We start from the raw sequence: 25,558 nt of genomic DNA, 5'->3' as shown, positions 1-25,558 counted from the left end.
ATAAAGGTCCGGCAACTCGAACAAAAGAGCCTTTCAATTCATGTCCAGCGATCCGGGAAAAAGAACATTCAATCCGCCATCGGTGCGCACGCCCTTCGGCGCCTATAATCACGGCCTCTGCGTGCCGCCGGGGGCGAGCCTGTTGGTGACATCGGGACAGCTCGGCATCAGACCGGATGATACAATTCCGGCGGACGTCACCGCGCAGGCCAAGATCTGCTTTGAAGCCATTGGTGCGATACTGCACGAAGCGGGCATGAGCTTTGAAGACGTCATCCGGATCTCGGGTTTCGTCACCCGGCGTGAGGATTTCGCCGACTACATGGCAGTCAGGGACCGGTACACCGGATCGATCAAGCCTGTCTCAACGCTTCTGGTCGTTGGCGGTTTTACCCGTGCAAAATTCCTGGTTGAGGTGGAGGTCACGGCCGCGAAGGTCTTCTAAAGAACGTTCGCGGCCCGGTCGCACAAGACGGTCAGGAACAGTCGGCCTCAGAAACGCTCCATTTCCGCACCGACCTTGTTCAGAAAGGCTGAGGTCGTTTCCGGCGTGCAGTTGTTCATGTCGTAATGTGCGAGATATTTCACCGGCGCACCGATCTTGATCTGGGCACGGATCACGCGCTTGACGATCTTGCGTGGTGGGTCGCCGACGAGCAGCGCACGCCATCGGCTGCCGCCATAGGTCATCACGGCGCCAAGCTTCTGGATATGGCGCAAGGTTGGTGTCAGCTTGCCGTCTTCCAGATCGAAGGAAACGCCCGGCAGCCAGACCCTGTCGAAATAGCCTTTCAGGATCGCGGGAAAACCGAAGTTCCAGACAGGCGTACACAGGACAAGCCCCTCACAGGCCAGCAGCCGCTCGCAATAACCGTCGACGAGTTTTCGGTTGTCTGGAACCGTGTGATAGACGTCCCGGTCATGGGCGGACAGGACTGGATCGAAGCCTTCTTCGTAGAGATTGCACCGGTCGATCTCGTGCCCTGCCTTTTCCAGGCTTTCGCATGTCTTGTGATAGAGGGCGCGGCCGAAGCTCGCCTCCTGCGGATGGGAGTGAAGGACCAGAACGCGCATCAGCTCACGCCTCTGCGAAGGACTGGAGGCCGGGGAAGAGGTAGGTTCCACCGGCATCAAAATCGAAATCCGGGTTCTCCCACGCGATCATCTTGCCCGGATTGAGCAGGCCTTTCGGGTCGGTTTCCTTCTTGAAATCCAGTTGCACCTGATCCGTGCGCTTCATGCCGCCTTCTTCCAGCGTGTACCTGTGCGGATTGAAGACCGGGCACCCGTTTTCCTCGTGCAGGCGGATGATCTCGTCGAGCCGTTCTTCGGTGGTGAAGCGGATCAGCGGCAGGCCCGAGCATTGCACCTGACCGTCAAACCGCAGAAACTCCAGGTGGCCGAAGATCTCACCGGGAAACATCTCCGTCGTCTTCTGAACGAGCTCCACGTGGTTCGGGCCCGGATACTGCGTTTGCAGATAGGTGAACGAATTGTCGAACTTGAGCGCGCGCAACGTTGTGTGGTTCCAACAAAGCTCGTAGGCGTGGGGAATACCTTTCATGCTTTCCACATCGTCAGAGCGGAACCGAAGGCTTCCATTCATCCGGTCGGCAAGCGCCAGGACGGCAGACATGGACTGCGGAGCGACCATGAGCACCGTGACCGCTTCACCTTCTTTCAGCCAGGGCTTGTGCCGCGTGAAGTAGTCAAACGGGATCGGAGCGGCTATCGGGGCGACTTCCTTAAGGAGAAGGCCGTTGCTGCGCGCGAGCCTGTCGGAAAAGACGACCGCATCCATGAACGTGTCGTGACCGACGATCACGTCAACCCAGTCATAGGCCGTGGTCAGGGGCATTTCGACTTCGGTGATGATGCCGTTTGTGCCGTATGCGTGGCTGACCTTTTGCAGGTCCCAGGTGGACAGCTCGATCACGCGCGGTTCGGCTTCCATCGTGACAATACGCAGCCGCAGGATATTGCCGAGGTCGCGCAGTCCGCCCCAGTGGATGGAGCCGACCCCGCCGGAGCCGCCGGCAATGAACCCGCCGATTGTCGCCGTTTGTGCCGTGGAGGGATGAAACCGGAGTTCCTGGCCTGAATGCTCCTTTGTCTGTGCGTCCAGTTTGGCCATCACGATACCGGGTCCGCAGACGACGCGCCCCGGCGCGATTTCCTTGACTTCATCCATGCGCGACATATCGAGCACAATGCCGCCCGAAAGCGGCATGGCCTGGCCGTAATTGCCCGTGCCCGTTCCACGGGGTGTGACCGGAACACCATGCGCAAAGGCCGTCTTGAGGACCCGGATTACCTCGTCTTCGTTCTTCGGCGAGACGAGGAGATCACCGGTAACGTTATCGAGCTGGCGTTTCAGAATGGGGGAATACCAGTAGAAATCCCGGCTTTTCGCCTGAACGAGGCGCGGGTTGTCTTCCATCGCCACACCGTCGAGTTCAGCCTTGATCTGTTCGTAATCGGCCATCGTCAGCCTCTCATCAGTGGGTCAAGTTCACGATAATCCGGCAGACGGCGGTCGATGCCCATGCCATTCCGCATCACGATGCGGTCCGCCTGCGGACGGGATAGAAATTCGCTCCAGGTTCTGGCGTTGAAGATCACCAGATCGGCCACGCAGCCCTCTGCGATGCGGCCGAACTCCGGCTCATTGAGGATATCCGCGGGAACCCGTGTTACAAGTTTGGCCGCATCATCAAGCGGGTGGTCTAGATGAGCGATCCTGACCGCCTCGCGGAACACCTCCACCATGTCGAGATCGCCGTAGGCGTAAAACGGATCGCGCGTGTTGTCCGAGGCAACCGCCACCGGAATGTCAGCTTCCATGAGTTCATGCAAGAGCGTGATCCCGCGCGAGCGCGGCGTCTGGCTCGCCTGCCGGTCCTGCAGATACATGTTGCACATTGGCAGGGAGACGACCGACAGTCCGGTTCTGTTGACCTTCTCGATGGTTGCTTTTGCCGTGTCTTCATCCTGCTGTGCGAGTGAACAACAGTGGCCGACCGTAACCGCGCCTTCGAAACCGTTGCGCTGTTTCGCCTCGGTGATCTGAGCGAGCGTGAGAACGCTGGCATCCTGTGTTTCATCAACGTGCAAATCGACATCCAGTCCCTTGTCAGCCGCGGCCTGAAACAGTCGGTCGAGACGGATCTCGAGATCGGGCATCGGATAGGTGACACCACCGAGCAGCGCACCATGTTCGGCAACGACATTCACCAGGTCCGTGAAATAGGCGTCGTCGTCGATTGCATCGATGGGGAAGAGGGCAACCGCCTGAAGCTTGATACGATCGCTCCAGCGCGCACGCATGTCCGAGAACACCTCGAACGAGATCCGGTGTTGTGGCGCGAGGCTGTCGATATGGGTTCTCAGAAGGTTTGTTCCGTGGGCATGGGCGCAGCGCAGGGAGAAGTCCATGCGGGTTTCGACATCTTTTGCATGCCAGTTCGCCTTCGTGTCTGCTCTCACTGCAGTGAGAGCGCCCTCGAAGTCGCCGGTCGGGTTGGGTTGCCGGTCCCAGATATGGCCCTTGTCGATATGCGTGTGCATGTCCACGAAGCAGGGCCAGACCATCCGGTCTTCAAGATCCACGCTCTCGATATCCGGCGGGGCTGTCCCAGGGGTCAGAACGGCTTCAATCCTGCCATCGGAAACAACAAGGTCGGCCATGCAAAGCCCGTGTTTCTCCGAAGTCAAACTCTCTGGAGCAAGCACGCTGGGAAGCGTCGCGCTGAGCAGGGCAAACCTGGGTCCCTTGGGAAGATCAAGCTGCATCAGTTTTCCCGTTTCAGGCTGCTTTCATGCCAGCGATGCAAGGTCCACCAGGAAATGAACGAGGTGAGCGCAAAGATCAGGACACCGAGGCTGGCAAGAAGGAAAAGAGACGCGAACAAGCGTGAGATATTCAGGCGGAACTGCGATTCAAGGAGCCGAAAGGCGAGGCCCGAACCGGCCCCGGCCGACCCCGCGGCAAACTCTGCAACGACTGCAGCGATCAGGGCGAGCCCACCACCGATCCTGAGACCGGTCATGAAGTAGGGCAGGCACGAAGGCAGCTTGAGGTAGATCAGCGTTTGCCAACGCGTCGCACCGTAGAGCTCATAAAGATTGAGCAGGTTGTGATCGACGCTTTTCAGCCCCTGAACCATGTTGGAGAGAATGGGGAAGAACGCGACCACGAAGGCGCAGATCAGAAGTGCGGCCTGTGTTGTCGGGGCATAGATCAGGATCAGCGGAGCAATGGCGATGATCGGCGTGACCTGCAGGATAACCATGATGGGATAAAGGGCCGTTTCGATCCAGCGCGACTGAACCAGCAGGATCGCCATGCCGCCGCCGCCGATCAGGGCGAGCGCCAGCGACATGAGCGTAATCTTCGTTGTCACCCAGAGCGCGGGCAGAAGGATGTGCCAATCGTTGACAAGAGAGTTCACGACCAGCCAGGGGCCGGGCAGGATGTAGTGCGGGATTTCGTTGACGGTCACAACAACGTGCCAAAGCACGATCAGGGATGCGATCACGCCAAGCGGAATGCAGATCGTGAGCAGGCGCTCGCGGCGTTTTTGAGCTGCCGCTGTTTCTTGCGTCGGCAACTGAACGGCGGCAGGCCGTGCGTCACCTCGGGAGATGCTGTCCATATCGTTCGTCGCGTCACCTGTTTCGGCGCTCACCCGCAACTTGTCGACCGGGATTGTCATGCGTGTTCTTCGCCCCCCATTGCGTCGGACAATCTGGCAGAGACCTCGGAGCAGGCCTGGCGGTATTCTTCCGAGGTCCGGTAGTGGCTGTCCCGCTCCAGGCTTGTGTGCAGCGGGAAGTCGGAATCGACCCGGCCCGGGCGAGCCTTCATGACGACGATCCGATTGGCAAGGTAGGCGGATTCGAACACCGAATGCGTGACGAAAACGACCGTGATCCCCGTTGACTTCCAGAGCGCAAGCACATCGTCGTTGAGTTTCTGGCGGGTGATCTCGTCGAGGGCGGCGAAAGGTTCGTCCATGAGAAGAAGCTTGGGCTCCGTGACAAGCGCGCGTGCAATCGAGACCCGCATCTTCATCCCGCCGGACAACTCCCTTGGATAGGCCTGCTCGAAGTCGGCAAGCCCGACACTTTCCAATGCCGACATGATACGGTCACGAGCCGCTTTTTTCGATACCCCCTTCAAACGCATCGGCAGGTAGACATTGCCGAAGACAGTCTGCCAGGGCATCAGGGTCGGTTCCTGAAAAACGAAGCTGATATCGCCGTCAGGCAGGCCGCGCGAGTTGATCCGGAAACTCGGCCAGTCGATGGTCCCCTCAGAAATGCCGCCAAGGCCCGCGATGATCCTCAAGGCGGTTGACTTGCCGCAACCGGACGGGCCGAGCAGGCTTATGAATTCGCCCGGCATGACCGTCATCGTCATGTCCGAAAGGGCAACGGTGCCGTTGGAGAAGACCTTGGTGACGTTCTTCATCTCGACAAGAGCGCGAGATGATGTGAGGTCAGCAGTCGGTTGCAGGTGCGATTCTGAGCTGCCTTGTTCGGCTATGACCATGTTGAACTCTGGAAAGTGTGAGCGCCGCCCCGCACGGGTTCGCGCGGAGCGGGAATAAATCCGGTTCGACCTTACTTCTTCAGGTCGAGCCCAACCCCCTTACAGACGAACTCAAGAGTATATGACTGCGTGTAGTCAAGGGAAGCATCCACAACGCCGATCGAAGAGAGCGTGTCGAAGAAGGTCTTGTAATGCGCGTCGGTCATGCACCCGATGCCATTTTCAAGCGTATCGCCCGAATCCACGATGCCGTACTCCTTCATCTTGGCGAGGGAATAGGCGAGCTGCCCGTCTGTCATTTCGGGGTTGTCTTTCTTGATCAGCTCGTTTGCGGCAGCATTGTCGCCGTAAAGATAGTTGTACCAGCCTTCGATGGACGCATCGACGAAACGCTGAACCAGATCCGGGTTCTCATCGACGAGCGCCTTGGACGTCGTGATCATCGTGGAGTAGGGCGTCCAGCCTTCATCGGCGAGAAGGAACACCTTGGGTGTCCAGCCGGCCTGTTTCTCGATCTCGTAGGGCTCGGACGTCAGGTAGCCCTGTTGCGCAGATTTCGGATCGACGATGAACGGTGCCGGATTGAAGGTGTAGGGCTTGTATTGCGCATCGGTGAATCCGTCGAAATTCTTCTTCATCCACTCGAAGTATGTGACGTAACCGTCCTTGCCCATGAAGATGGTTTCGAGTTTCGTCAGGTCGGTGAATTTCTCGATCCCCTGATCCGGGTGCGCCGTCAGGATCTGCGGGTCCTTCTGGAACATGCTGGCGACGTTGATGAAAGGGATGCCTTCCTTAACGTAGTCGAACCCCTTGAGCGCTCCACCCATGTAGAAGTCGATCTTGCCGGAGATCAGGAGGGCGTCATTGGCAGCCTGCGGGCCGCCGGGCGCGATGGTGACCTTCAGGCCGTATTTTTCGTAGGTGCCGTCGGCAACCGACTGATAGAAGCCGCCATGCTCCGCCTGTGCGAGCCAGTTGGTGCCGTAGGTAACTTCGTCCAGTGCGAATGCCGGGGCAGTCGCGGTTCCAGCCAAGAGAACAGTTGCAAGAAGCGTCCTTGCAGACGGGAAAACGGTCATTTCATACCCTCCAATAAAGCAAATCTGCCGCGTAACCGCACTTTTCGACAATATTTGAGCCCTTGAAGTGCACGTTGAAAAGCATCAAAATTCGCCTGCAGCGATGACTATTAGTCATCACCAAAAATGAGTGGCGATGATTTGTGCTTCATGCACAAAAAGGAGGCGATTGTTGACGCAGCTACATTCCCGCAAACTTCAGTATCTTGACGAGATCGCCCGGTCCGGTTCGATCCGGAAAGCTGCCGACCGGCTTAATGTCTCTTCCTCGGCAATCAACCGCCAGATCCTTTCGTTGGAAGAAGAATTCGGTGTGCCGCTATTTGAACGACTGCCCCGTGGCCTTCGTCTCACCGCCGCCGGGGAACTGTGCATCGAACATGTCCGCGACGTCCTGAAAGACTTCTCCAAACTTGAAACCCGCATCAGGGCACTCAAGATGCCCCAGGCCGGGCGCATATCGCTGGTCACGACAGTCGGGCTTGCGTCCGGCCCGCTGCCGGAGATTATCGGGCGGTTTATCGAACAGAACCCGAGGGTTCACATCAAGCTGCGCAGCGATGGCGGCACAACGACGGTCAACCCGGTCCTGACGGGCGATGTGGACATCGGGCTGGGGTTCAACATTGCGGCGATGCCGGGCATTCGCACGCTTGCGACTTTCGATATTCCGATCGGCGCGGTCGTGCCGCCGGAGCACAAGCTTGCCGAAAGCACGGGTCCCGTCGATCTCGTCGACCTTGTGCAGGAGCGCATGGTTCTGGCGCAATCCGGAACCAGCCTCAGGGACGTGATAAACCTTGTTTTGTCCTCGGTTCCGGTTCCGGTCGAACCGGTCCTTGAAACAAACTCGTCTGAAACGGTCCGCCAGCTTGTGCGCAGGGGAATTGGCATCAGCCTGCTGAATCCGCTTGACGTGGTTGCCGAGTGCCGCCGCGGTGAACTTGTTTTCCGCCCGCTCGCCGCCATGCAGACGCATCATCAGCCCATGAAGCTGTTTACCCGGGCGAGGGCCTCGATGGACGCATCAACGAGCCTCTTTATCGAGTTCCTGTTGAAGGAACTCGGCGCGCTGGTGGCGGACCTGCAGAAAGATGGAAATCTGCCGGCACAAAGGGGTTCATTCGGGCCGATAAAGACCTGAAAGCGGGTATGCGACGAAGTCTTTCAGCATGTCGATGAAACCGGACACCTGGTAAGCGCAGATGGCGGAGCCCTTGTCTGCCGTCGCGTTGGAGGCATCTCCGACGACACCTGCCGGATTGAGATCGTGCGCAATCCATGCCAAGGCATGCGGCGGTGTCGGCTGGATGTATTTCGAGGCTTTCTTCATGTCCTCGGCCCTGGACCGGAAGTTCTCGGCGTATTCCATCCGCACGAGGTCGGGACGGAAATGCAGCATCAACGAGGTTTCGACATCGCCGCCATGAATACCGAAGCGGGACTCGTGCTCGGAGATCATGCCTTCAGGATGTCCGAAACGGCTCCAGTGGGTCACCAGAACCGCCATGTCGAAGCGCACGCGAAGTTCTCGGGAAACGATACTGATAATGTCCGTGTTACCGCCATGCGAGTTCACGACGACCATTTTTCGAATGCCGGCCTCGCACACCTTTTCGCCGATCGCAGTCCAGGCCGGTATCAGGAGGTCCGCGCCTAAGGAAAGTGTTCCGGGACCGTATTTGTGTTCGTTGGCCTTGCCGATTTCCTGGACCGGCAGTACCAGAACATCCAGTTCGTCGGGCAGTTGCCGGCGCGTTTCATCCAGCATTCCGCGTGCGATCGAAACATCCGTTGAGATCGGCAGATGCGGCCCGTGCTGCTCGGTTGATGCTGTCGGAAGAATTGCGATGACACGTTCAGGGTCAAGGTTGGCAAAGTCGGACGCGTTCAGTTCGTTCCAGTAAAAACACTTGGCCATCTGCGTTACCTCAAATCACCTAAACACTCTCCATGATTGAGGTATGAAAATAGGCGCAGCATGAGAAGCATCATTATGTCTACGGGATGCTGCCTTTTTGCGGACGCTGAGCGTGTTTGGATGCGGTGTGCATTGCGGCGTGCGGACCGGATGACACGCGCAATCACGGGACGCGCGGACTGAGCTCCTGTATCCTTCAGCTGCATCCAGACGCTTGCGCTTTCTTGCCCGAATCTTGGCATTACCCAAAGGTAGGCGTTGCGTTACTCAGGGAAATTGGCTGATCGTGTCAGGATTGCCAGTTGTTAACGGGCATGGTTAAATGAAGTGCCGTAACGGGAACTGTTTCAAGAATGGAATGTTCAATTTTGAGATTTGCTTTGCCCATTAAGTAATCTCATTAATGAAAGTTTTTGCAGGTCGCGAGATTTCGCTCGCGCAACATATTGAAAAAGAACGAAAAAATACAAAACCAAAAGTCCAGTCGATTCTGGCAAAAGAATTGCAGTTCAGTCCTCACGAAAGAACCGGAGGAGATTTTTTATGCTTTCCCATACCGAGTTTACATCATATGAAAGCCGGTCATTGTCCAGCGGTGAAGATGTCTTCGTTTTTGACCTAGCGGCGCTGGTCCCAGGAACCTGCTGCCAGATCGATCATGACTTTGCCGTTTATCTTCGCACCTTTGCAAACGCGAAGCCGTGTTACCTCCTGACGAGCGTCTCGTACAACGAACTGATGGCGCGCCTTCCAACCAGCGTCAGAAAAGCATTCAGGGGTGTTTTTGCGTCTTCCGGTGCCGAGCTCTGGAGCAGCGATGAGGCGGTCGAACGCGTCGAACACACGTTCTCCGATGATCTTTACGAGTACCTTGTGAAGGTCGTTCAAAACAGCGCTTACCCTGCCAAGGATGCGCCGCTGATAGAGAACGGTCCGGCGACACTGAGGGTTTGTCTTGCCGGTACGAAGGCCTCGATTGGGCAGCTGAGCACCTATCTCACCTGGGAAACCGAGCATCGCGAACTGCCTTTGATCGTCAACGAACTGAAATCGAAGTTTCCTGACCACGATGTGCACCAGGACAGCGATACAAGTCTGCTGGTTGCGCCCGTTACGATGTCAACGTCGCGCATTCATCGTCACATCACATCCGAGCACTCGAATGCGCGGGTTATTTCCTGTATGTCCCGGCGTTCGGCAAACGGCTTCGCCGAACCGTTTTGCAATGCGCTTTCAGAATCTGATCTCGTCACCGAAGTCGGCGGTCCGAGCGATCTGAGTCAGCTCATGAGCTACGAAATGCGCCGAAGAGTGACCAACGGACTGCTTGCTGCCGAGTAGAGCCTGCAAAGCGTCGCACGCCTGCGGCATCAGCGATTTCATTTATAACCCCGGGCCGGCATGCCCGGGGTTATTTGTGCCGTTCGCAATCGGTGTACTTCAAAGATCAATCGGGGACTTGCTGCGCGAGTGCATATGACCAGCAAGATGAAGAGCCTGTCCTCTTGTCAGGGCGTGCTCGAGATGGAAGGCTGTCGGTTCATGGGAAGGGAGGCCGCATGGATCACTGGGTAGCCCAGGCCGTTGGAAAGATCACGGCAGACGCGCATCGTTCGGCGGATACGCATCTCTTCAAGTTGCAGATACCCCGCCTGGAAGGGGTCGATCTATACCTGAAAGACGAAAGCACGCACCCGACCGGAAGTCTCAAGCACCGCCTTGCGCGATCCTTGTTTCTCTATGCGCTTTGCAACGGGAAAATCCGGGAGGGGACCACAGTGGTCGAGGCGTCATCGGGCAGCACGGCTGTGTCGGAGGCCTATTTCGCCAGAATGATCGGCGTTCCCTTCATTGCGGTTATTCCCGAAAGCACAGCGCACAGCAAAGTCCGGTTGATCGAGCTTTATGGCGGCAAGGTCCACTATGTCGCGTCTGCGCCGGAAATGCACGGCGCGTCAGTTGAACTTGCCCGTTCGATCGGGGGCTATTTCATGGACCAGTTTGTGTTCGCCGAACGGGCAACGGACTGGCGCGGGAACAACAACATTGCGGAGAGCATCTATCGTCAGATGGAGTTCGAGCCCCATCCCGTGCCCAGAAAGTTCGTCATGAGCGCGGGCACCGGCGGAACGTCGGCGACGCTCGGCCGGTATATTCGCTACAAGGGCTACGATACGGAACTTATGGTGGTCGATCCGGAATATTCCGTCTTCTATGACAGCTACATCTCCGGTGACCGCGGTCTCACGTCCGGAAGATCAAGCCGGATCGAGGGCATAGGCCGTCCGGAAGTTGAGCTGTCCTTTCAGCCTGATGTCATCGATTCCATGTTGAAAGTGCCCGATGCAGCGAGCGTCGCGACAATCCTCTGGCTGGAGAAACGGATCGGAAGACGGGCAGGAGGATCAACGGGCACCAACCTTTGGGGCGCCTTGCAGGTCGCACGTGAGATGATGGAGCGCGGTGAGCAAGGGTCTGTCGTGACCCTGATGTGCGACAGCGGAGAACGCTATCTGGATACCTATTTCAATCCCGACTGGGTGGCGCAGCACATCGGCGATCTCGGTGCATATTCACAAGCGCTTGAAGAATGGGGGTGATCACTGGCGCGTGTCGCGAGTCCGTTGGCTTCGGTCGCAATCGCACTTCGCCGCGTGCGGCGTGTTCGGTCTAGCGGTCGAAAGCCTGCAAGAGAAGAGACATTACATTGAGAAACTCGTCGCGCCTTTCGAGCGGCAGTTCGTTCACGTTCGAAACGCCGTAATCGAGCGTCAGGATCATGTCCCACATTTCTCCGAGATTTGCCTTTTCGACGTCTGACTTCAGTTTGAGAGGCGATGTCGTAGATGGGGTGACGTGTTCGGGAACATAGGCCCCAAGCGTCTTGTGAAACTGATGATGCATGAGCCCACTCTGTAGCCTGGATGTTGTGTTTTGCGCCGGCCATTCCGATCGGCATTTTTCTTGAGCACGAGAAACTTAAGGGTAGAAAGAAGTATTCCCGCCTTCACGCTAAAGTAGCTATTAGCACATGTTACGTGTCGCTGTCATCTCACCTTAGGGTCAATAATCAGAAAGTTTGCCGCCTGTTCACTGATCATCTGTACGTTGGGCGGCCGTCTGACCGGGGCAACATCACGAGAACAGAGTTGACTTCGACGCGAAAGACGGGAAAAAGCATTTCAGAAGGTTGAAACACCGACCATCGGATCAGGGAACGTAGACATGGTTGCGCGCATCTATCGCCCGGCAAAAACCGCGATGCAGTCCGGCAAGGCAAAGACCCAGCGCTGGGTTCTCGACTATGAGCCGGAAGTTGCCAAGTCGGTCGAACCGCTCATGGGCTATACCTCGTCTTCCGACATGAAGCAGCAGGTCAAGCTTTACTTCGACACGCAGGAAGAGGCGGTTGCCTACGCCAAACGCCACGGTATCGCGCACCGGGTGGAAAAGGCGCAGGAGCGCAAGGTGCGCGGCGCTGCCTATGCTGACAATTTCAAGTTCACCCGTGTCGCGCCCTGGACCCACTGAGACCCGGATCCGGCATCTCGTGTTCGTGGCATCGAAACGGTTTCGGAATTGCCTGTTGAAACCTTCAAACCCACATCGACACGAACGCAAAAACAGATTTTAAAACGAACTCCGACCGGTCTTGCGGTTGGTTTGATTTAGGCCCCGTAGCTCAGCTGGATAGAGCACTCGCCTTCTAAGCGAATGGTCGCAGGTTCGAATCCTGCCGGGGTCGCCAACCTTCTGATTTTGTTTCTAAAAAGTATCTACCCTCGTTTAGTGTACGGTGCACCAAACCCGTTCGGTTGAGCGACCTGCACACTTGGCAAACCTTCAAAAAAGCAAATCACCAACTGTCGCACCGTTCTGTTGAGCACCGGAGAAATCGAAGTCGTTGGTGTCGACATCGACGGAAGGTCCCGGACCTTGCGGCGGAACGGGCGGTTCTGACGGGATGAGCACGGGCGGGGGCACTTTGTCATCTTCGTCGAAAACATGGTTCGGAAGGTCTTCAAATCCGAACACGTTGTTGCCCCTCGACTGGGGCACTGACGCTGCGTCTTCGCTGCTGCTGAAATGGAATGCATCAGTTTCGTCACCGGCGTTCCTGAAAAAGAATGCGTTTGAAATCGCCATTGGTCTCAATCCCGTTCTAAACAGAATGACCTTGCCTCATCCGTCCTGGCCGGTCCGTGATGACGGTTACAGAGCGGCGCGGCCGTGGGAGGAAGATGCGTCGCAGTGCCCGGATTCTCCGAATTGACGGTGGTGTTTTTCGAACGATTTGAAACGCAAGTAGGCGCGGCGGTGCAAATGCCTTTCCGCGCGCCTTCGAATTCGACAGCCAACCTTCGATAAGGTGCGGCGCTTCCTCAGGATGAGGAAGGGTCTCTTGGCGTCCTTTCGAGCCTTGTGGCGGAGATCCGAGGGGTGTTGACGGAGCAAGTCAACGAGGACACGTGGTCACTGAATTCCGATATAGATGATCGCCCAGACCTGCTGGCCGGACTGTTTGTCCGCAAGGCCGGTATCTTCTGTGGGCGGAAAGACAATCATCGTCGGCCCGAAGCCGCCGATACCCATCGGTTTTCCGTCTGCGTGTGTAGCCAGGATGGGCTGGTGCGCCTTTATGCTCTCCCACGTTATCTCCGACTGGTAGCCGTCCATGGCCAGGGGCAACGCGGTCTTGCCTTCCGCTCCCGCGGATCTCATGACATCGGAAAGAAGGGGCCCCGAGAATGAAATGTCCCGGCGATGGTCTTTGGGGCCATAAGGGATCCTGATCTCGAGCTGATCCATGGCGTTCAGCATGGCTTCGTCGAAGCCGACCGCCTTCTCGTAGGCGATGTCGTGGAAGTCGAAAAGCCCGCCTTCAGTCCCGCTTCTCGCGGGCAGGTTGGTTTCGCTCAAGGCCCCACCCAGCGTCACAAGCACATGGCCCTGAGGCGCTTTGACGTCAGCAAAGGCCGGCAATGCAATCAGTGACAGCAGCAGGAAGGACAGGAGAGGGCGCATGGGTCTTTCCTCGTGTATTGATTGTTATTGGCGTTACTACAGCTAATGCTTGGCTACTTGTCGCGCAATGGTGTGTTGGGGTCGAGCCGCAGGAAAAGGCAAAGGATGCAAACGCGTAATCTGATAAGGTAGCTTATGTGCTGTCGAATTCTCTCCAGGGAACAGAAGACATGGATTGGCTGCATGTTGCACTGTGGACAAGTCTGATCGGTTTCGTTGCCGTCCTGCCGGTGCCTGGCAACACAGCACTGGCGCAAGACACCGCGAAGCTGGGAAATTTCAAGCCGCCTCGGGAGGGCGGCGTGCGACGGTGGGAAGTGGCCGGATCTGGGGCTCAGGTGTTCAGGGAACCGGCAAAAGGAGCGGACCTGGTCACGACGCTTGATGCGGGCGCGGTTCTGCAGAACAGGGGATGCTCAGAAAGTGCAGGTGTGGTGTGGTGTGAGGTTCGCTCACTCCGTGGAGACGTCAGGGGTAACATCGTGGCCAGCCAGTTGAGACCGGTAAAAGGACCGGATGGCATCGTCGCGACCGGTCTGGACGACAGCCGACGGCGTGCGGACAGGCGGAATTTTGATGCCGACGACGTGATACCTTGCGCACAGGAGCAGGGACAGGCACTTGGAAAATGCGAAGCCGCAGTTGCGCGCGGTGTCGGCGGCGATGCGACTGTCGTAGTCACCTTTCAGAACGGTTTTGCCCGCAAACTCTACTTCCTGCATGGTGAGTTCGTGAAGGCGAGCGCGACAATGTCCGGGGTCGGTACCGATATGGAATGGCGTTTTGACAAAGCGATCCACCATGTGCGGGTGGACGATCAGCGCTTCGAGCTTCCCGACCGGTTTGTGTTTGGAGACTAGTCACCTGAATCTGAAGTTCGACTCATTTTGCAACGGTTTTCGAACGAACTTCAGATTCAAGAAGGTGACTAGCAAGTCTATGTTTCTAGTGCGGTTTACAAATTTGAAGTTCACTTCGGAGTTTGCTGAAACAATGATGCGAACTTCAAATTCACCGCACTAGGGTCTGGGCCCCGGCATGGTCAGCCGCACCGTTTGGCCCGGTGCGGCTGAATTTGTTTCAGTGTCTTATGGTGTGATCTTGTGGATCATGCCCTCATCAACAGCTGCATAAAGGCTGCCGTCCGGACCGAAGACCAGCGAGCGGAAACGTCCCGATTCCATCGGCAGGGTCATTTCGGTCACGTCGAGCAGTTCCGTCCCGTCCTCGGACAGTTGCAAAACGTCAATCCGTTGGCCGAGAGGAGTTCCACCGAAGCCGATGCCCATCAGGCCGACGACCATCGCACCGTTCCAGTCACCCCAGTTGTCACCTTCCAGGAACGCAGCCGAGGAGGTGCCCTGCGACCAGCCATTGTTGTTCCAGATCGGCGGCATGGCACTTGGATAGGTTTCAAAGTCCGTCATCGGCATCCAGGCCGCACGCTTGAACCTGTTTTCGCCGACCATCTGGTTCGGGCTGTAGCCGCAATAGTCATCCGGACAGGCACCGCGGCCTGCCATGTTCGGGCGTGGATCCCATCCCGCATTGCCGCCGTTGCGCAGAACGGTGATTTCATCTGAATGCCAGGGTCCGTGTTCCGCGGTGATCGGCGTGCCGGTATTCGGGTGGAAGGCGATCCCCTGAACATTCCGGTGGCCATAGGTGTAGGTCCGCTTGTCGAACCCCACGGGCGGTGTGTTGCCGGGCGCGGCGGTTCCATCCGTGTCTATCCGCAGCACCTTGCTGCCCATCAGCGTCGGGCTTTGCGGTACGGCGCTGTTGTGGTTGTCACCTGTGGTCAGGTACAGGAACCCGTCGCCCGGATTGAACCTGACGCGTCCGCCATTATGGGCACCGGGGCCGCCAAAGGGATGGTCGGATGCCTTCATCTTGTACGGGACATCGTCAACGATGTCGTTGCGGTCGGAGACGTTCGAGAAGTCATCGGCAACCACCAGCCGCATCAGCCTGTTGGTGTGCGGGTCGGACATCTTGGAAGTCGAGTAGACGTAAATCCGCCGGTTGTTGGCAAAGTCGGGATCGACGGCAACACCCATCATGCCCGCCTGGCCTTCACAGAACAGGTCATCGGCCGTGGATGCATAGCCCTGAACACCGCCCATGCCCAGAAGCGCTTTTGTTTCGCCGGATGGCATGCGCACCGAAAGGCCCTTGCACTTCTCGGTGTAGAACATTGTCCCGTCATCAAGGAAAGCCATGTCCCAAGGGTTTTCGAGATCTTCGATGATGACCTCGTGTTTCAGGCTGGTCGTGTTCTGTGCGAACGCAGGAGCGGACAAGACGGTCGCGCCCATGAGGAGCGCCACAAGACTGGTTGTTTTCCCAATTTCCATAAGATCCTCCCAGGTTGGTGCCGCCCGGGAAATTATGAGAATTGTTTTGTTTCTATCCCCGGACGCAGGGGAGAGTAAGCTGTATTTCTGGTCACATCAATTAAATTAACCCAGCGTAACAAATAGTAGTTTCCAGTTCGCAGGTGCACAAAAATTGCCTATTCAAATGTCACCACAATAAAAGTCACTATATTCGTAATGTCTTCGTCCGAAAGGGACTTCGCCCGGGGCGCCATCAACGGTGTATTCGGTCCAAATCGTTCGCCGGCACGATATCTTTCGAGCCGGTCAGTCAGATATTCGGCAGTCTGCCCTACCAGTTTCGGGTAGCTGGCGAGACCTTTTGCGGTTGGGCCGTGACATTGCCTGCAGTTCTTTTTGTAGAGATCCTTGCCGATCTCGACGTCCTGCGCCTGGACCGGCAAGCCGCCAAGAAAAACCAACAAGATCGCTGCGCACGATGCTCTGGTATGCATTTCAAATCTCTCCCCTAGAAGTCCGGCGCCTTTTTTGTTTTGCACCGCAATGGTGACGCCTTTCCGGCGGTGGGCCGGCAACACTACCCTTGTCTCCGCTATTTCATCGCAGCCGCTTTTCTGGCAACGTCGGGTGCACCGTGCGTATTGGGAATGGCTTCCTTGAACACCTGGATGAGTTCCATGTCCTGTTCTTCAGCATCGCTTGTCACGGTGAGCGCGAGATCCGTGTAGGTACTGCGATCCTCGTCCTGAAGAACGCGATTCATTGCGGGCCGGAACTTGAGAAACAGCCGTGCCCACGAAAAGGCCACCCACGCCGCTTCGACAGCACGCCTTGGGTAGAAAACGAGCGGATGTTCCAGCTTCATTCCGTATCTGCGCTGATCGCGGTGTTTGCGCCGGACGATGCCGCATTCCAGCGGGTGAACCTTTTCAATCAGGATTGCGCCCAGGAAATGGATCATCGATGAATAAAGCGCCTTGGTTCTTGCTCCCCGGGCCGCGTCTCGCCGAAGAACCGTCTCGACATGTTCCGGGGTGTAGAACTGCTTCCAGCTGTCGAAGTAGACCTTTTCCCACTCCGCATCGCTCATGATCGGGTGATGGGTGACCCGGTGGTTGAGGTCATACTTGTTGAAGTCCGGATCCTTCCAGACGTCCTTGGATGCAAGGACTTTGTGATCTTCTGAGCCAGGCAGGGGTGTCAGGAAGAAGAACTCGATGAGATCAAGAGGGAGTTCCTTTTTGATGATCTCGATGTTGCGCCTGATTTTTTCCGGAGTGTCGTCAGGAAAGCCGAGAATGTATCCGGCATAGGTGATCACGCCGGCATCCTTCCAGGCCTGGAGCATCTTGCGGTATTCCCAGATCTTGTTCTGGCGTTTCTTTGCAGCTGTCAGGGCATCGGGATCAATGTTTTCCAAGCCGATGAACACCCGTGCACAGCCGGCACGCGCAGCCTTCTCGATAAAACCGGGCAGGCGGTAACAGAGCGTGTCCACCTGGAGTACCAGCTTGAATTTTAACCCTTCTTCCTCACGGAGCCAGATCAGCCGGTCCAGAATCACTTCCCAGTTCTTGTTCCTGGCAAAGTCATCGTCCGTTATGAAGAAACGCCGAATTTTCTGGGCCGCGTTAGCTCGAATAATCTCCTCGACGTCATCGGGAGTTCGGAAACGCGATTTTCGTCCCTGCACATTGATGATGGTGCAGAACGAGCACTGGAAGGGACAACCGCGTCCGGCATCGAAGCTTGTGTAGGCACCTGCCATTTTGCGAACCGAGTCTGCGGGCAGGATAGGCTGGACAGCACCTTCCAGGTGGGGAAGGTCCTTCATGAAATTGTAAAGCGGCTTGAGTTCGCCGGCCCAGGCGTCCGCCAGCAGTGCGTCCATCCGGCCTTCGGCTTCCCCGGCATAGATGCTGAGCCCCATCTCCTGCGCTTCAACAATCTCCGGCGGGACGTCCGGCAGCATCGAAATGCTTCCGGCAGCATGAAAACCGCCGGCCACGATCGGAATTCCTTCCGCGATGAATTCCCTTGCGATATCGACTGCGCGGGGGAACTGGTTTGTCTGAACGCCAACAAGACCGACCAGGAAGCCGTCGGCCTGTTTCAGCGATTTAGCCAATTTTGCGACGTCCACCTTGGTGTTGGTTTCGTCGATGACCTCGATTTCGATCGAAACATCTTCACCAAGCGTCTTGCGGTCTGCACAATCCTTTATGAGACCGTAGACGGAGGCGAGGGAATTCGATGGGATGGGCGCGCGCAACCACTGTATCACGTACCCTTCATCATCGTAGTGAGAAGGTTTGATCAGCAGGACTGCAAAGCGCTTGGACATTAAACCCCTGACTCCAAATGAAAATCGGTTTGAAGGCGTGTCCTCGATAGGGAGCACACGGCATCATCTTTGCGGAACGTGAGTTCTGCCGCAAGGGAATAATCGTCTTGCTCACTTTGGAGAACGGGAACACTTGCTGCGATTTGTTGCTACCGGAACAGATTCTCGTTTTCGTTTTCGGCAACCAGCCTGAGTTCGCGCTGCAAAACAAATTTTCTTTGAAGTTACATCAGGGTATGCGCGCAATCTTGTGCAGCGCAGTATTCGATCGTTTTACTTATCAACAAGTTATCAACAGACGTAGTGTAATCTGTTGAAATACAGTACGACTACTGGACAGGCTAAAGTAAAATCGGCACTATCATATTTACTACTGATTCGGTGCTGAGCGCGGATTGGCAAACGCAGTCAAGGCCCAAAGATCGGTAGCTCACGCCAGGGTTTGACGAGAGGTCCGTCTGACGGGTTTCGAGCTGGTCCTGGGCGCCACGTGGGGAACGCCGGACGCATTCACGTGAAGCGAAGGGCGTCCCGGTAAACCGATAACGGCGGGTTATCCGTTTGATCGGCGCGAACTTGAAAGCTCATGTTTTCACGTTTGTGGATCTGAGGTCTCTCGAGGCACCAGGTCGGTGTAAAAGTGGAGAGTTTCGACAAGCGGTGAATGCTCAGCGCTTTTTGTCAAAACACAATCTTCCTTTAACGCAGGGGGGCGCTGGTTTAGGCCAGCGTCCTTTTTCTTTGTTCAGTTCCCAAAAGACGTGACCCTGCCGACCGAACAGCGCGGTCGAGCGGCGATCCCTTTCCGCAAAGGCGGGATCGGGAAAAAAACCAGGTTTTCGAAGTGGAAGAAATGGGCGTCCAATTGCGCATTGAGTGGCTGCTCCGCTAAGGGAACAGCAGGACCGCCGAGACCGGAAAAGAATGCCGTTGCGTTCAGCAGCGCATCTGAGGATGGAACACCGGCTCGCTCGGAGCGTGCCGGCATTTCCAACGAGAATCGCCGATCAACGGGTGTCTTCAGGACTTGCGTTGTTCCGAGTTCGGCTGACCGACCATCAGCGGAGTGATCTTCGTCTTGAGAATCATGTCAAGCTCTTCGGAGCCGTCTTCGAGCGACTGAAGCGCCATGTCGAGGCAATATGAACAGAACGTACGACCGTCTTTGTCGGCCTCTTTCTTGGTATAGCGGATCATCCGTTTGATCGCTTCTACCGCGGGTTCCTGCTCGTTTGAAATGCGTTCAGACTTACTAACTGTCTTTGACATTGGTATACCCACCAGTATTCGAATTTCCGTTTGCAGCGTCGCTGCCGTAACCATCCACGAGAAGCATGCTGTTGCAGCGTGATACTAGCGTGATAAAGTATTGTTGTATATCAGGTTGTGAGACATTCGTTACCGGGTGTCCAACCAAACGACAACGCGTGATGTAAATACGGGGAATGAATGGCAAACGCGTCATGCTTTGCATGTCTTGGACGCCCGCTTCTTTTGAGCGAAAGTGGTGAGCCCGCTGCGGTAAAGACACGTAAAGCTCTGGCAATTATGGGGTATCTCAGTCGCGTAGGCGGCTTGAACGCCCCCAGAGAGACCCTTGCGGACCTCCTGTGGAGCAACGCGGAACGTCCCAAGGCAATGCAGTCCCTTCGCCAGGCGCTGCGGCAGTTGAAAACCGCTGAGCAAGCCGTCGGGCATGATGTTGTCCACGCCTCGAGCAGTCACGTGAAACTCGACCAGGAGTGCTTCGAGTCCGACTTTTCTCAAGTCATGAAGTTGCTCGAACAGGATAATGCGCAGGGGTACGAGCAGGCTGGCGAACTCTGGCGGGGGGAATTCCTGACCGGTTTCGATGAACTCGACCCCGAATTCACCGACTGGCTTCAGGTCGAGCGTGAACGCGTCCGGTCTGATATCGTTACAGCAGCCTTCAAACATCTGAATGATGTTTCGACACTCGATGGCGGAAAGAAGACCGAAGCGGGTGCCAGGTTCCTTCTGAAAATCGATCCGGCACTCGAAGCGGCGCACAGAGTGCTCATTCGCCTTTATCTGAAACTGGGTCAGCGTGAAAGGGCCGAGCAGCAGCTCAAGACATGCGAGCGGGAGATGCGCCTTCACCTGGATGCAGCACCCGATCGGGAGACCTATTCGCTTCTTGAAGAGCGGGACGACGCCGGTCTTCAAAAGAAGGAATTTTCGCAGCCAGGCGTGGGCGGCGCCGTGCAGGTGCCCTTGTCGAATTCCGACGGCATTGTACGTCTTCCGGAGATTTACGTCGTCTCCGCATCGCTGGCGAAAAGCAGTTCCAACGATGCTATCTATCTTCGCGAGGAGATCGTTTCCGGTCTCTCCTCTTTCAGGTCGTTTGAGCTGTTTCAATCCGAGTATTTTGGCGAGGCCAATGCGCCGCACGCGGCTCTGGTCGAAGGCTACGATATGGGAAGCTACCTGCTGAGGTTTCGGCAGGACGAGCGATCAGGAAAGGTCGTTGTGCAGTTTGAGGATCGGGACAACGGTCAAATCGTCTTCAACGAAATTGTCGACCTTCTCATGTGGGATGGCATTCTTCCGGCAGCCAGTCACATCGTGAGCCGCATCAATGCCCATGCCATCGAGAAACTCCGGAACCCGTCCAACACGTCCGTTTTTGCACGCTGGTGCCAAGCTGACGCACTGTTGTGGGAGTTTACGCCCCAGTCTGACGCAAAGGCCATGCGTTTGCTGGACGAGCTGGAGAGATCGAACCGGCGATTCTCGAGAACCTATGCCGGCAAGGCTTCGATAATAATGAAGCAGGCGCTGCATTTTCCCATGAACGACAGGACATCAGCGCACGGCTTGAACGATCTGTTGAAGCTGGCGGAACAGGCAATCATGCTCGATCCCTGGCAGGCCGTGAACCAGCGGGTTTACGGCTGGGCGCTGATACTTTCCGATATGCCCCTTGAAGCAAAGAGAGCTTTCCAGAACGCGGGCCGCTTGAGTTCGTCGGACCCCTCCAATCTCATGTCCGTCGCAGAAGGGCTGGCTTTTTCCGGTGACGTCGTGAAAGCCCGGGACATAGCTGAAAGGGCCTATGATCTGTTTTCATACGTCCCGCGCGTTTTCTATGAATACATGGCGAATATCTCGTTCGCAGAAGAGAACTATGAAGGCGCGCTCCAGCATATTGAAAAGAGTGCAGGGACCAGCCTGAAAGGGTTGACGACGCGGGTTGCCTCCCTGGTCTGCCTCGGCCGCCACGCATAAGCGATACAGACCCTGCGCCGCTACGAAGAGCATCGTTTGTCGCTGTTGAGCGCCTCCAAGCTCGGAATGCGAGACCCGGAAGACTGGCGCAGGCGCGTGAATTTCTTCCAGAACAAGAAGGTTCATGCCAGCTACGACAAGGGGGCAGAGCTTGTGAAGAAGTTTCTCTTCGAAGGCGAACTGTCAGTTTAGGCTGCGACTTGGGAACAGATGGGACAAGCGCCCGAGATATTCGGCGTCTCCGTTCGTCAGCTTGCTGTCGTTCAAACGGTACGGAAGCGTCACGGAACCTGTTGTGACGTCATCTGAAACGACCTTGAAATCGAAAAGTTCGGTTGTTTCTTCCGGCAGTCCTATCTCCCGCAGGAAAGCGGCGGGATCCTGCTGAAATGCCTTTTTCACGCCCGCATCGGTGGCAGCGAGTGCGAGCAGTTTGCCAAGACTGGCTACATTGCTCTTGTAGTGTGGAAATCTTGCCATCCTGCAGCCTCCGTGAAGCAGCCGCCTGAGGCTTAGACTCAGGCGGCAGAAGATTTAAACAGTGTGACTTACTCGGGAAGGTCCTCGTAGTAGCAGCTGCCCAATGCTGCCCGGCCGAGCTCCTCGAAGTAGGCTTCGTCACCAGCAGCAACTTTGGCCTGGTCGATATCTGCCGGAATGACAAGATGAACCATGTCCGCTGTGTCGGCATAGATCTTCACATCAGACTTTGCGTCGATTTCGTTCAACACGACCTCGGGGCTTTCAATGAGCTGCTCACGTGCGCTAGCATCTTGAATAATAGCGCCAATTTTCGCGCCAACTTCCATTTCTTTGCGTGAGGTAGTAGTAGCGTGCATAGTGAAACTCCTGAATTTAAAGTTGATATTTGACCTGGTAGGTGTTTGGATGGCTACACGATCAAATAGAGAGCAAGTAAATTTGTAGCAAGATTCCGAAAAAGATCGAAGTTACTACGTGTTTGCTGCTTTCGACTAAAAATATAGAACGAATAAAAAAACGACATCAATAGAACAACATGTTTTTTACATGATATGCAATTTATGGTAGAGTGGGTGCGGTGTATTGAGTTCGGGTGTGGATCTGAAGCGGTTCAGGTGAGGGCGTTTGAAAATGGCGGAGCCGGTATCATCTCCGATAGAGCTGCCCGAACGGTGTGTGTCGGATCTTGTGCGGGTCGGCCTTGCCTCGCGGCCAGAAAATGCGGTTGACGGAGACCAGTTTCATTTCGATCCTGATCTCGATCTGTTCCTGCCGCTCTTGTCGCAATTCAATGTCCGGCTGGTGCCGATGACGGTGAGCCAGTGCCCTGTCAAATTTTGCACCGGCACGATAAACTTGCCTTCCGTGCAAGGTCGGAGTGAGGGCTCTGCGGTCACCACGATACCAGCAGGTGGCCAGGCCGATACATCCTCATCTGCAGCTTTAAGTTGTTTGGGTGAAATATCTGAGCGACTGAGTCTTTGTTCTCTCGGGGTGCAGGATTCAAGAGTTGAAGTAGGCTTAAATTTGCAATCAGGGATCGCATTGACGGAGGCCCTCGGCTTTAGCGAGGGGCAATGGAATTCAATTGCCCGCCGGTTCGATTCTTATTCTGGTAATTCGGGCGCCAAGGATCATGGTTTGCGCTGGTTTTCTGGGAGGGCTGTAAACATAAGGCGCTTGGGTGGTGGCATGCGTTCCATCTATCCGAGTGCGGGTGTTCTCTTCGGTGAAGTCGAGCAGGTGACCGTCCGCTCCGGCGGCTTTGCTTCAACTGTCGGCTGCGCTGTCTGGAGGGACCGTGAAGGGGCGCGGCGGCGCGCGCTTCTGGAGTTTGTGGAGCGAGATGCAGTCGCTCAAGCCTGGTACAACCGTCTGGGGATAACTCGGATTGCGAGAGAGCAAGTTGCAGCTCTGCTACCGCAGCCTTTGGTTGACTATCTGGAGGAAAGCAAACGGTTCTGGGGGCTCTATTCGGTTGCAACCGATTTGAAGGTTCATATCGCAATGTCTGTTTCTTGTGAAGCCGATGGGCGCAGAACCGCCTTCGGTTCCGCTGCAGGATGGGATCTCGGGTCGGCAGGTAAGTCAGCTGTCACCGAGATGCTTCAATCGGAAAACGCTCTGCAACTCATGGAAAACGCCTACCCGGGAGATAGCGGCATTCCAGGTGAAGCGCGAAAGCAGCCGCGGCACCTCATCTATGCGAAGGAAAAATCGGTTTTCAGTGATTTTCTGTCGGCGGCGGTCGGTGAAGGTGCCGCTCCTGATGCGGAAACCGTCTTCACGTATGCCGATCTTCTCGATAGCTGTGCTGACAAGGGTATCGATATCTGGGAATTCGATGCGACGCGCTCCGACATCGGGATTCCATGCATCAAATTGATTTCCCGGGCTCTGTGCAGTTGGGAACCGCGTTTCGGAAAAGACAGACTGTATCAGGGAGTTGTTGACCGTGGACTTCGCAAGGAACCGGCAACCGAAGCAGAGTTCGAGAGGCGGCCGTTTCCGTTTTGAACCTGGTTTGACATCAAGGATAGACTGGGATACTTAAAATATGAGTTCAAGACTCATGTTTTGATGCTCGTTTCGGATGATGACTGGGTCATTCGATCTCTGGAAGAAACTGGGCGGGTTAATCCCGCCCTTTTTTCACCTGACCGCCGGGCGCCCGTCCGACGTGGGCCTTGCAAGTGTTAGAACCCAGAAATTGCGCCACTTGCCGGTATTCCGGTTTGTTCTGGCAACCCCGACACGCGTTACGTGGGGATTGAGAAGGTTCTTGTTGTGGCCTTCGGATCCCTGCCAACCCCGGAAGGCGGCCGGCAGGTCTGCATAACCCGCTCCAAGGTTTTCCGCTCCTGCGTAGTTGGCGTAATTTGCCTTGCTCAGCCTTTGCGAGAGGCCAAATGAACTATGCTGCCAGGTATCCATACTGTCGCGTTCCGCGATGTGGCGCGCCATTTTTTGAGAGACGTCGTCCAGGACAGGGTCGTGCTTGAGCGCAGGTAAGCTGTTCTGGCGCCGGTAGGTGTTGATGAGCGACAGCAACTGGCTCTTGTCAACGCTCTGGTCGGTTAACACGACCTCGTCTTCAAGATCGCCACTCCCGGGCAATGCTCCGCAGCCGTGAAGCGAGACCGCCAGGGCGAGGAAAACAAGCAACCGCATTCCGGGCGCGAACACGTTCCGCGTTCTCATCTGGTTTCGTCTCCTGGCCATGAAACTCCTTCATCGGCGAAAAAATGATAGGGACCGGGAAAGCTTTCAACGTAGGCCATGTGAGTTACCAGTCCCGTCGTTTCGGTGTGGGTGTGCACGAAATAGGACGGCGGTTCAAAACGGAACATGGCTGCTCCGTCGGGTGACAGGTCCAGTTCCACCTGATGACCGGTGCTTGGGGCCAGTGTCATGATCTTGCCGGCGAACTCGGCAATGATCGGACGGTGCAAATGCCCGCACAGCAACCGTTGAACCTGAGAATGCGGTTTGATCACCTCAGCGAATGCCGGTGCATCGAGAAGGCCCATGGCGTCCATGTGTGCGATGCCGGATAGGGCAGGCGGGTGGTGCAGAGCGATCATCGTGGGCGCGTCGTTCCCGGAAAGTGTTGTGTCCAGCCAGGCGAGTTGCGCATCGCCGATTTGTCCGTGGGGCCGTCCCGGCAGGTGCGTGTCAAGAGCGATAACACGCACTCCATTGACCATTGCCGCGTAGTGGATCTTTCCGTCTCCGGAACCGCTGATGCCGGGATAGCCTGCCATCTCGCGGCGCATCCCGTCGCTGCTGTCATGGTTTCCCGGCATCAGATAGACCGGCACCTCGAGACGTTCGAGAAGCGCGCGGGCAACGGCATACTCGCGCGGGTCGTCACGGTCCGTAAGATCCCCCGTCACGATGACCGCATCCAGCCTCGGCGAAAAGGCAAGAAGGGATCTCACGGCGCGCTCCGCCATCATGTTTGTGTCGGAGACCCTGTAGCAGGCAAGGCCTCTCGGACGAAGGTGCAGGTCTGTTATTTGTGCGATCAGGGTCATCTGGATTCCCGGGATTCGGAGC

At 56.3% G+C, this 25,558-nt stretch carries 27 protein-coding genes and 1 tRNA gene; 10 read left to right on the top strand and 18 right to left on the bottom strand.

All coding sequences use genetic code 11. The annotated features are described in order from the left end of the window. Positions 1-40 precede the first annotated feature (40 nt). Positions 41-445, top strand: coding sequence for a RidA family protein (locus RDA78_RS22840; protein WP_434052066.1), 405 nt, complete (start codon positions 41-43; stop codon positions 443-445). 47 nt (positions 446-492) lie between these two features. Here the strand turns inward: RDA78_RS22840 and RDA78_RS22835 are convergent, their stop codons facing one another. The 6 genes from RDA78_RS22835 to RDA78_RS22810 form a co-directional block, all read right to left on the bottom strand. After that, positions 493-1,074: an NAD(P)H-dependent oxidoreductase gene (locus tag RDA78_RS22835; RefSeq protein WP_434052065.1), complete on the bottom strand. Its 582-nt coding sequence runs from the start codon at positions 1,072-1,074 to the stop codon at positions 493-495. A gap of 4 nt (positions 1,075-1,078) precedes the next feature. Beyond that, positions 1,079-2,485, bottom strand: coding sequence for an FAD-binding oxidoreductase (locus tag RDA78_RS22830; RefSeq protein ID WP_434052064.1), 1,407 nt, complete (start codon positions 2,483-2,485; stop codon positions 1,079-1,081). Positions 2,486-2,487: 2 nt separating this feature from the next. Continuing rightward, positions 2,488-3,792 (bottom strand): cytosine deaminase, encoded by a 1,305-nt coding sequence (locus tag RDA78_RS22825; protein ID WP_434052063.1) that lies wholly within the window; start codon positions 3,790-3,792, stop codon positions 2,488-2,490. After that, complete coding sequence (locus RDA78_RS22820) at positions 3,792-4,655, bottom strand: ABC transporter permease (protein ID WP_434056197.1); 864 nt, start codon at positions 4,653-4,655, stop codon at positions 3,792-3,794. Before RDA78_RS22820 ends, RDA78_RS22825 begins: the two co-directional genes overlap by 1 nt. A 56-nt stretch (positions 4,656-4,711) precedes the next feature. After that, positions 4,712-5,473, bottom strand: coding sequence for an ABC transporter ATP-binding protein (locus RDA78_RS22815; RefSeq protein ID WP_434056196.1), 762 nt, complete (start codon positions 5,471-5,473; stop codon positions 4,712-4,714). A gap of 152 nt (positions 5,474-5,625) precedes the next feature. After that, positions 5,626-6,636 carry an ABC transporter substrate-binding protein gene (locus tag RDA78_RS22810; protein WP_434052062.1) on the bottom strand — a complete coding sequence of 337 codons (1,011 nt, stop codon included), beginning with the start codon at positions 6,634-6,636 and terminating at the stop codon, positions 5,626-5,628. A 172-nt stretch (positions 6,637-6,808) separates the two neighbouring features. Between RDA78_RS22810 and RDA78_RS22805 the strand changes: the two genes are divergently transcribed. Further along, positions 6,809-7,780, top strand: a complete 972-nt coding sequence (locus RDA78_RS22805) for a LysR substrate-binding domain-containing protein (RefSeq protein WP_434052061.1) — start codon at positions 6,809-6,811, stop codon at positions 7,778-7,780. Here RDA78_RS22805 and RDA78_RS22800 read toward each other — a convergent pair. Beyond that, positions 7,757-8,557, bottom strand: coding sequence for a creatininase family protein (locus RDA78_RS22800; RefSeq protein WP_434052060.1), 801 nt, complete (start codon positions 8,555-8,557; stop codon positions 7,757-7,759). The genes RDA78_RS22805 and RDA78_RS22800 overlap by 24 nt on opposite strands. A 543-nt stretch (positions 8,558-9,100) precedes the next feature. Between RDA78_RS22800 and RDA78_RS22795 the strand changes: the two genes are divergently transcribed. Continuing rightward, positions 9,101-9,898 carry a hypothetical protein gene (locus RDA78_RS22795; RefSeq protein WP_434052059.1) on the top strand — a complete coding sequence of 266 codons (798 nt, stop codon included), beginning with the start codon at positions 9,101-9,103 and terminating at the stop codon, positions 9,896-9,898. 218 nt (positions 9,899-10,116) lie between these two features. Beyond that, positions 10,117-11,157 (top strand): PLP-dependent cysteine synthase family protein, encoded by a 1,041-nt coding sequence (locus RDA78_RS22790; protein ID WP_434052058.1) that lies wholly within the window; start codon positions 10,117-10,119, stop codon positions 11,155-11,157. Between the two features lie 70 nt (positions 11,158-11,227). Here the strand turns inward: RDA78_RS22790 and RDA78_RS22785 are convergent, their stop codons facing one another. Next, positions 11,228-11,461, bottom strand: coding sequence for a hypothetical protein (locus tag RDA78_RS22785; protein ID WP_434052057.1), 234 nt, complete (start codon positions 11,459-11,461; stop codon positions 11,228-11,230). Positions 11,462-11,782: 321 nt separating this feature from the next. Here RDA78_RS22785 and RDA78_RS22780 point away from each other — a divergent pair, with 321 nt between their 5' ends. Together RDA78_RS22780 and RDA78_RS22775 are read left to right on the top strand one after the other, a co-directional pair. Next, positions 11,783-12,088 carry an ETC complex I subunit gene (locus tag RDA78_RS22780; protein ID WP_434052056.1) on the top strand — a complete coding sequence of 102 codons (306 nt, stop codon included), beginning with the start codon at positions 11,783-11,785 and terminating at the stop codon, positions 12,086-12,088. A 140-nt stretch (positions 12,089-12,228) separates the two neighbouring features. Then, positions 12,229-12,305: transfer RNA gene (locus RDA78_RS22775), tRNA-Arg, on the top strand. A 95-nt stretch (positions 12,306-12,400) separates the two neighbouring features. On the opposite strand, the gene RDA78_RS22770 is transcribed toward RDA78_RS22775, so the two are convergent. Both RDA78_RS22770 and RDA78_RS22765 read right to left on the bottom strand, forming a co-directional pair. Next, positions 12,401-12,703, bottom strand: coding sequence for a hypothetical protein (locus RDA78_RS22770; RefSeq protein WP_434052055.1), 303 nt, complete (start codon positions 12,701-12,703; stop codon positions 12,401-12,403). Between the two features lie 327 nt (positions 12,704-13,030). Next, positions 13,031-13,582, bottom strand: coding sequence for a hypothetical protein (locus tag RDA78_RS22765; protein ID WP_434052054.1), 552 nt, complete (start codon positions 13,580-13,582; stop codon positions 13,031-13,033). 170 nt (positions 13,583-13,752) lie between these two features. Here RDA78_RS22765 and RDA78_RS22760 point away from each other — a divergent pair, with 170 nt between their 5' ends. Further along, on the top strand, positions 13,753-14,442 hold the full coding sequence (locus RDA78_RS22760) for a hypothetical protein (RefSeq protein ID WP_434052053.1): 690 nt from the start codon (positions 13,753-13,755) through the stop codon (positions 14,440-14,442). 228 nt (positions 14,443-14,670) lie between these two features. Here the strand turns inward: RDA78_RS22760 and RDA78_RS22755 are convergent, their stop codons facing one another. From RDA78_RS22755 to RDA78_RS22740, 4 genes are all read right to left on the bottom strand, one after another. Continuing rightward, a complete protein-coding gene (locus RDA78_RS22755) occupies positions 14,671-15,939 on the bottom strand; it encodes a PQQ-dependent sugar dehydrogenase (protein ID WP_434052052.1) in 1,269 nt (422 codons plus the stop codon). Between the two features lie 158 nt (positions 15,940-16,097). Then, positions 16,098-16,499 carry a c-type cytochrome gene (locus tag RDA78_RS22750; protein ID WP_434052051.1) on the bottom strand — a complete coding sequence of 134 codons (402 nt, stop codon included), beginning with the start codon at positions 16,497-16,499 and terminating at the stop codon, positions 16,098-16,100. Positions 16,500-16,513: 14 nt separating this feature from the next. After that, positions 16,514-18,265 carry a B12-binding domain-containing radical SAM protein gene (locus RDA78_RS22745; protein ID WP_434052050.1) on the bottom strand — a complete coding sequence of 584 codons (1,752 nt, stop codon included), beginning with the start codon at positions 18,263-18,265 and terminating at the stop codon, positions 16,514-16,516. 1,020 nt (positions 18,266-19,285) lie between these two features. Next, complete coding sequence (locus RDA78_RS22740) at positions 19,286-19,534, bottom strand: hypothetical protein (RefSeq protein ID WP_306145079.1); 249 nt, start codon at positions 19,532-19,534, stop codon at positions 19,286-19,288. Positions 19,535-19,840: 306 nt separating this feature from the next. Between RDA78_RS22740 and RDA78_RS22735 the strand changes: the two genes are divergently transcribed. Next, positions 19,841-21,517, top strand: coding sequence for a BTAD domain-containing putative transcriptional regulator (locus RDA78_RS22735; protein ID WP_434052049.1), 1,677 nt, complete (start codon positions 19,841-19,843; stop codon positions 21,515-21,517). 36 nt (positions 21,518-21,553) lie between these two features. Beyond that, positions 21,554-21,709, top strand: a complete 156-nt coding sequence (locus tag RDA78_RS22730; RefSeq protein WP_434052048.1) for a hypothetical protein — start codon at positions 21,554-21,556, stop codon at positions 21,707-21,709. On the opposite strand, the gene RDA78_RS22725 is transcribed toward RDA78_RS22730, so the two are convergent. Continuing rightward, complete coding sequence (locus RDA78_RS22725; RefSeq protein WP_434052047.1) at positions 21,701-21,997, bottom strand: hypothetical protein; 297 nt, start codon at positions 21,995-21,997, stop codon at positions 21,701-21,703. The genes RDA78_RS22730 and RDA78_RS22725 overlap by 9 nt on opposite strands. 68 nt (positions 21,998-22,065) lie before the next feature. Further along, positions 22,066-22,245: a hypothetical protein gene (locus tag RDA78_RS22720; protein ID WP_434052046.1), complete on the bottom strand. Its 180-nt coding sequence runs from the start codon at positions 22,243-22,245 to the stop codon at positions 22,066-22,068. Positions 22,246-22,630: 385 nt separating this feature from the next. On the opposite strand from RDA78_RS22720, the gene RDA78_RS22715 reads away from it, so the two are divergent. Further along, complete coding sequence (locus tag RDA78_RS22715) at positions 22,631-24,016, top strand: YcaO-like family protein (protein WP_434056195.1); 1,386 nt, start codon at positions 22,631-22,633, stop codon at positions 24,014-24,016. A 135-nt stretch (positions 24,017-24,151) separates the two neighbouring features. Here the strand turns inward: RDA78_RS22715 and RDA78_RS22710 are convergent, their stop codons facing one another. Both RDA78_RS22710 and RDA78_RS22705 read right to left on the bottom strand, forming a co-directional pair. Then, a complete protein-coding gene (locus RDA78_RS22710; RefSeq protein WP_434052045.1) occupies positions 24,152-24,700 on the bottom strand; it encodes a CAP domain-containing protein in 549 nt (182 codons plus the stop codon). Continuing rightward, positions 24,697-25,536: a phosphodiesterase gene (locus RDA78_RS22705; protein ID WP_434052044.1), complete on the bottom strand. Its 840-nt coding sequence runs from the start codon at positions 25,534-25,536 to the stop codon at positions 24,697-24,699. The genes RDA78_RS22710 and RDA78_RS22705 overlap by 4 nt, the downstream gene beginning before the upstream one ends. Positions 25,537-25,558 lie beyond the last annotated feature (22 nt).

This window comes from Roseibium sp., from assembly GCF_051016195.1.
GTDB lineage: Bacteria > Pseudomonadota > Alphaproteobacteria > Rhizobiales > Stappiaceae > Roseibium.
The sequence above is the reverse complement of the archived record's forward strand: the minus strand, read 5'-3'. Positions and strand labels throughout refer to the sequence as shown.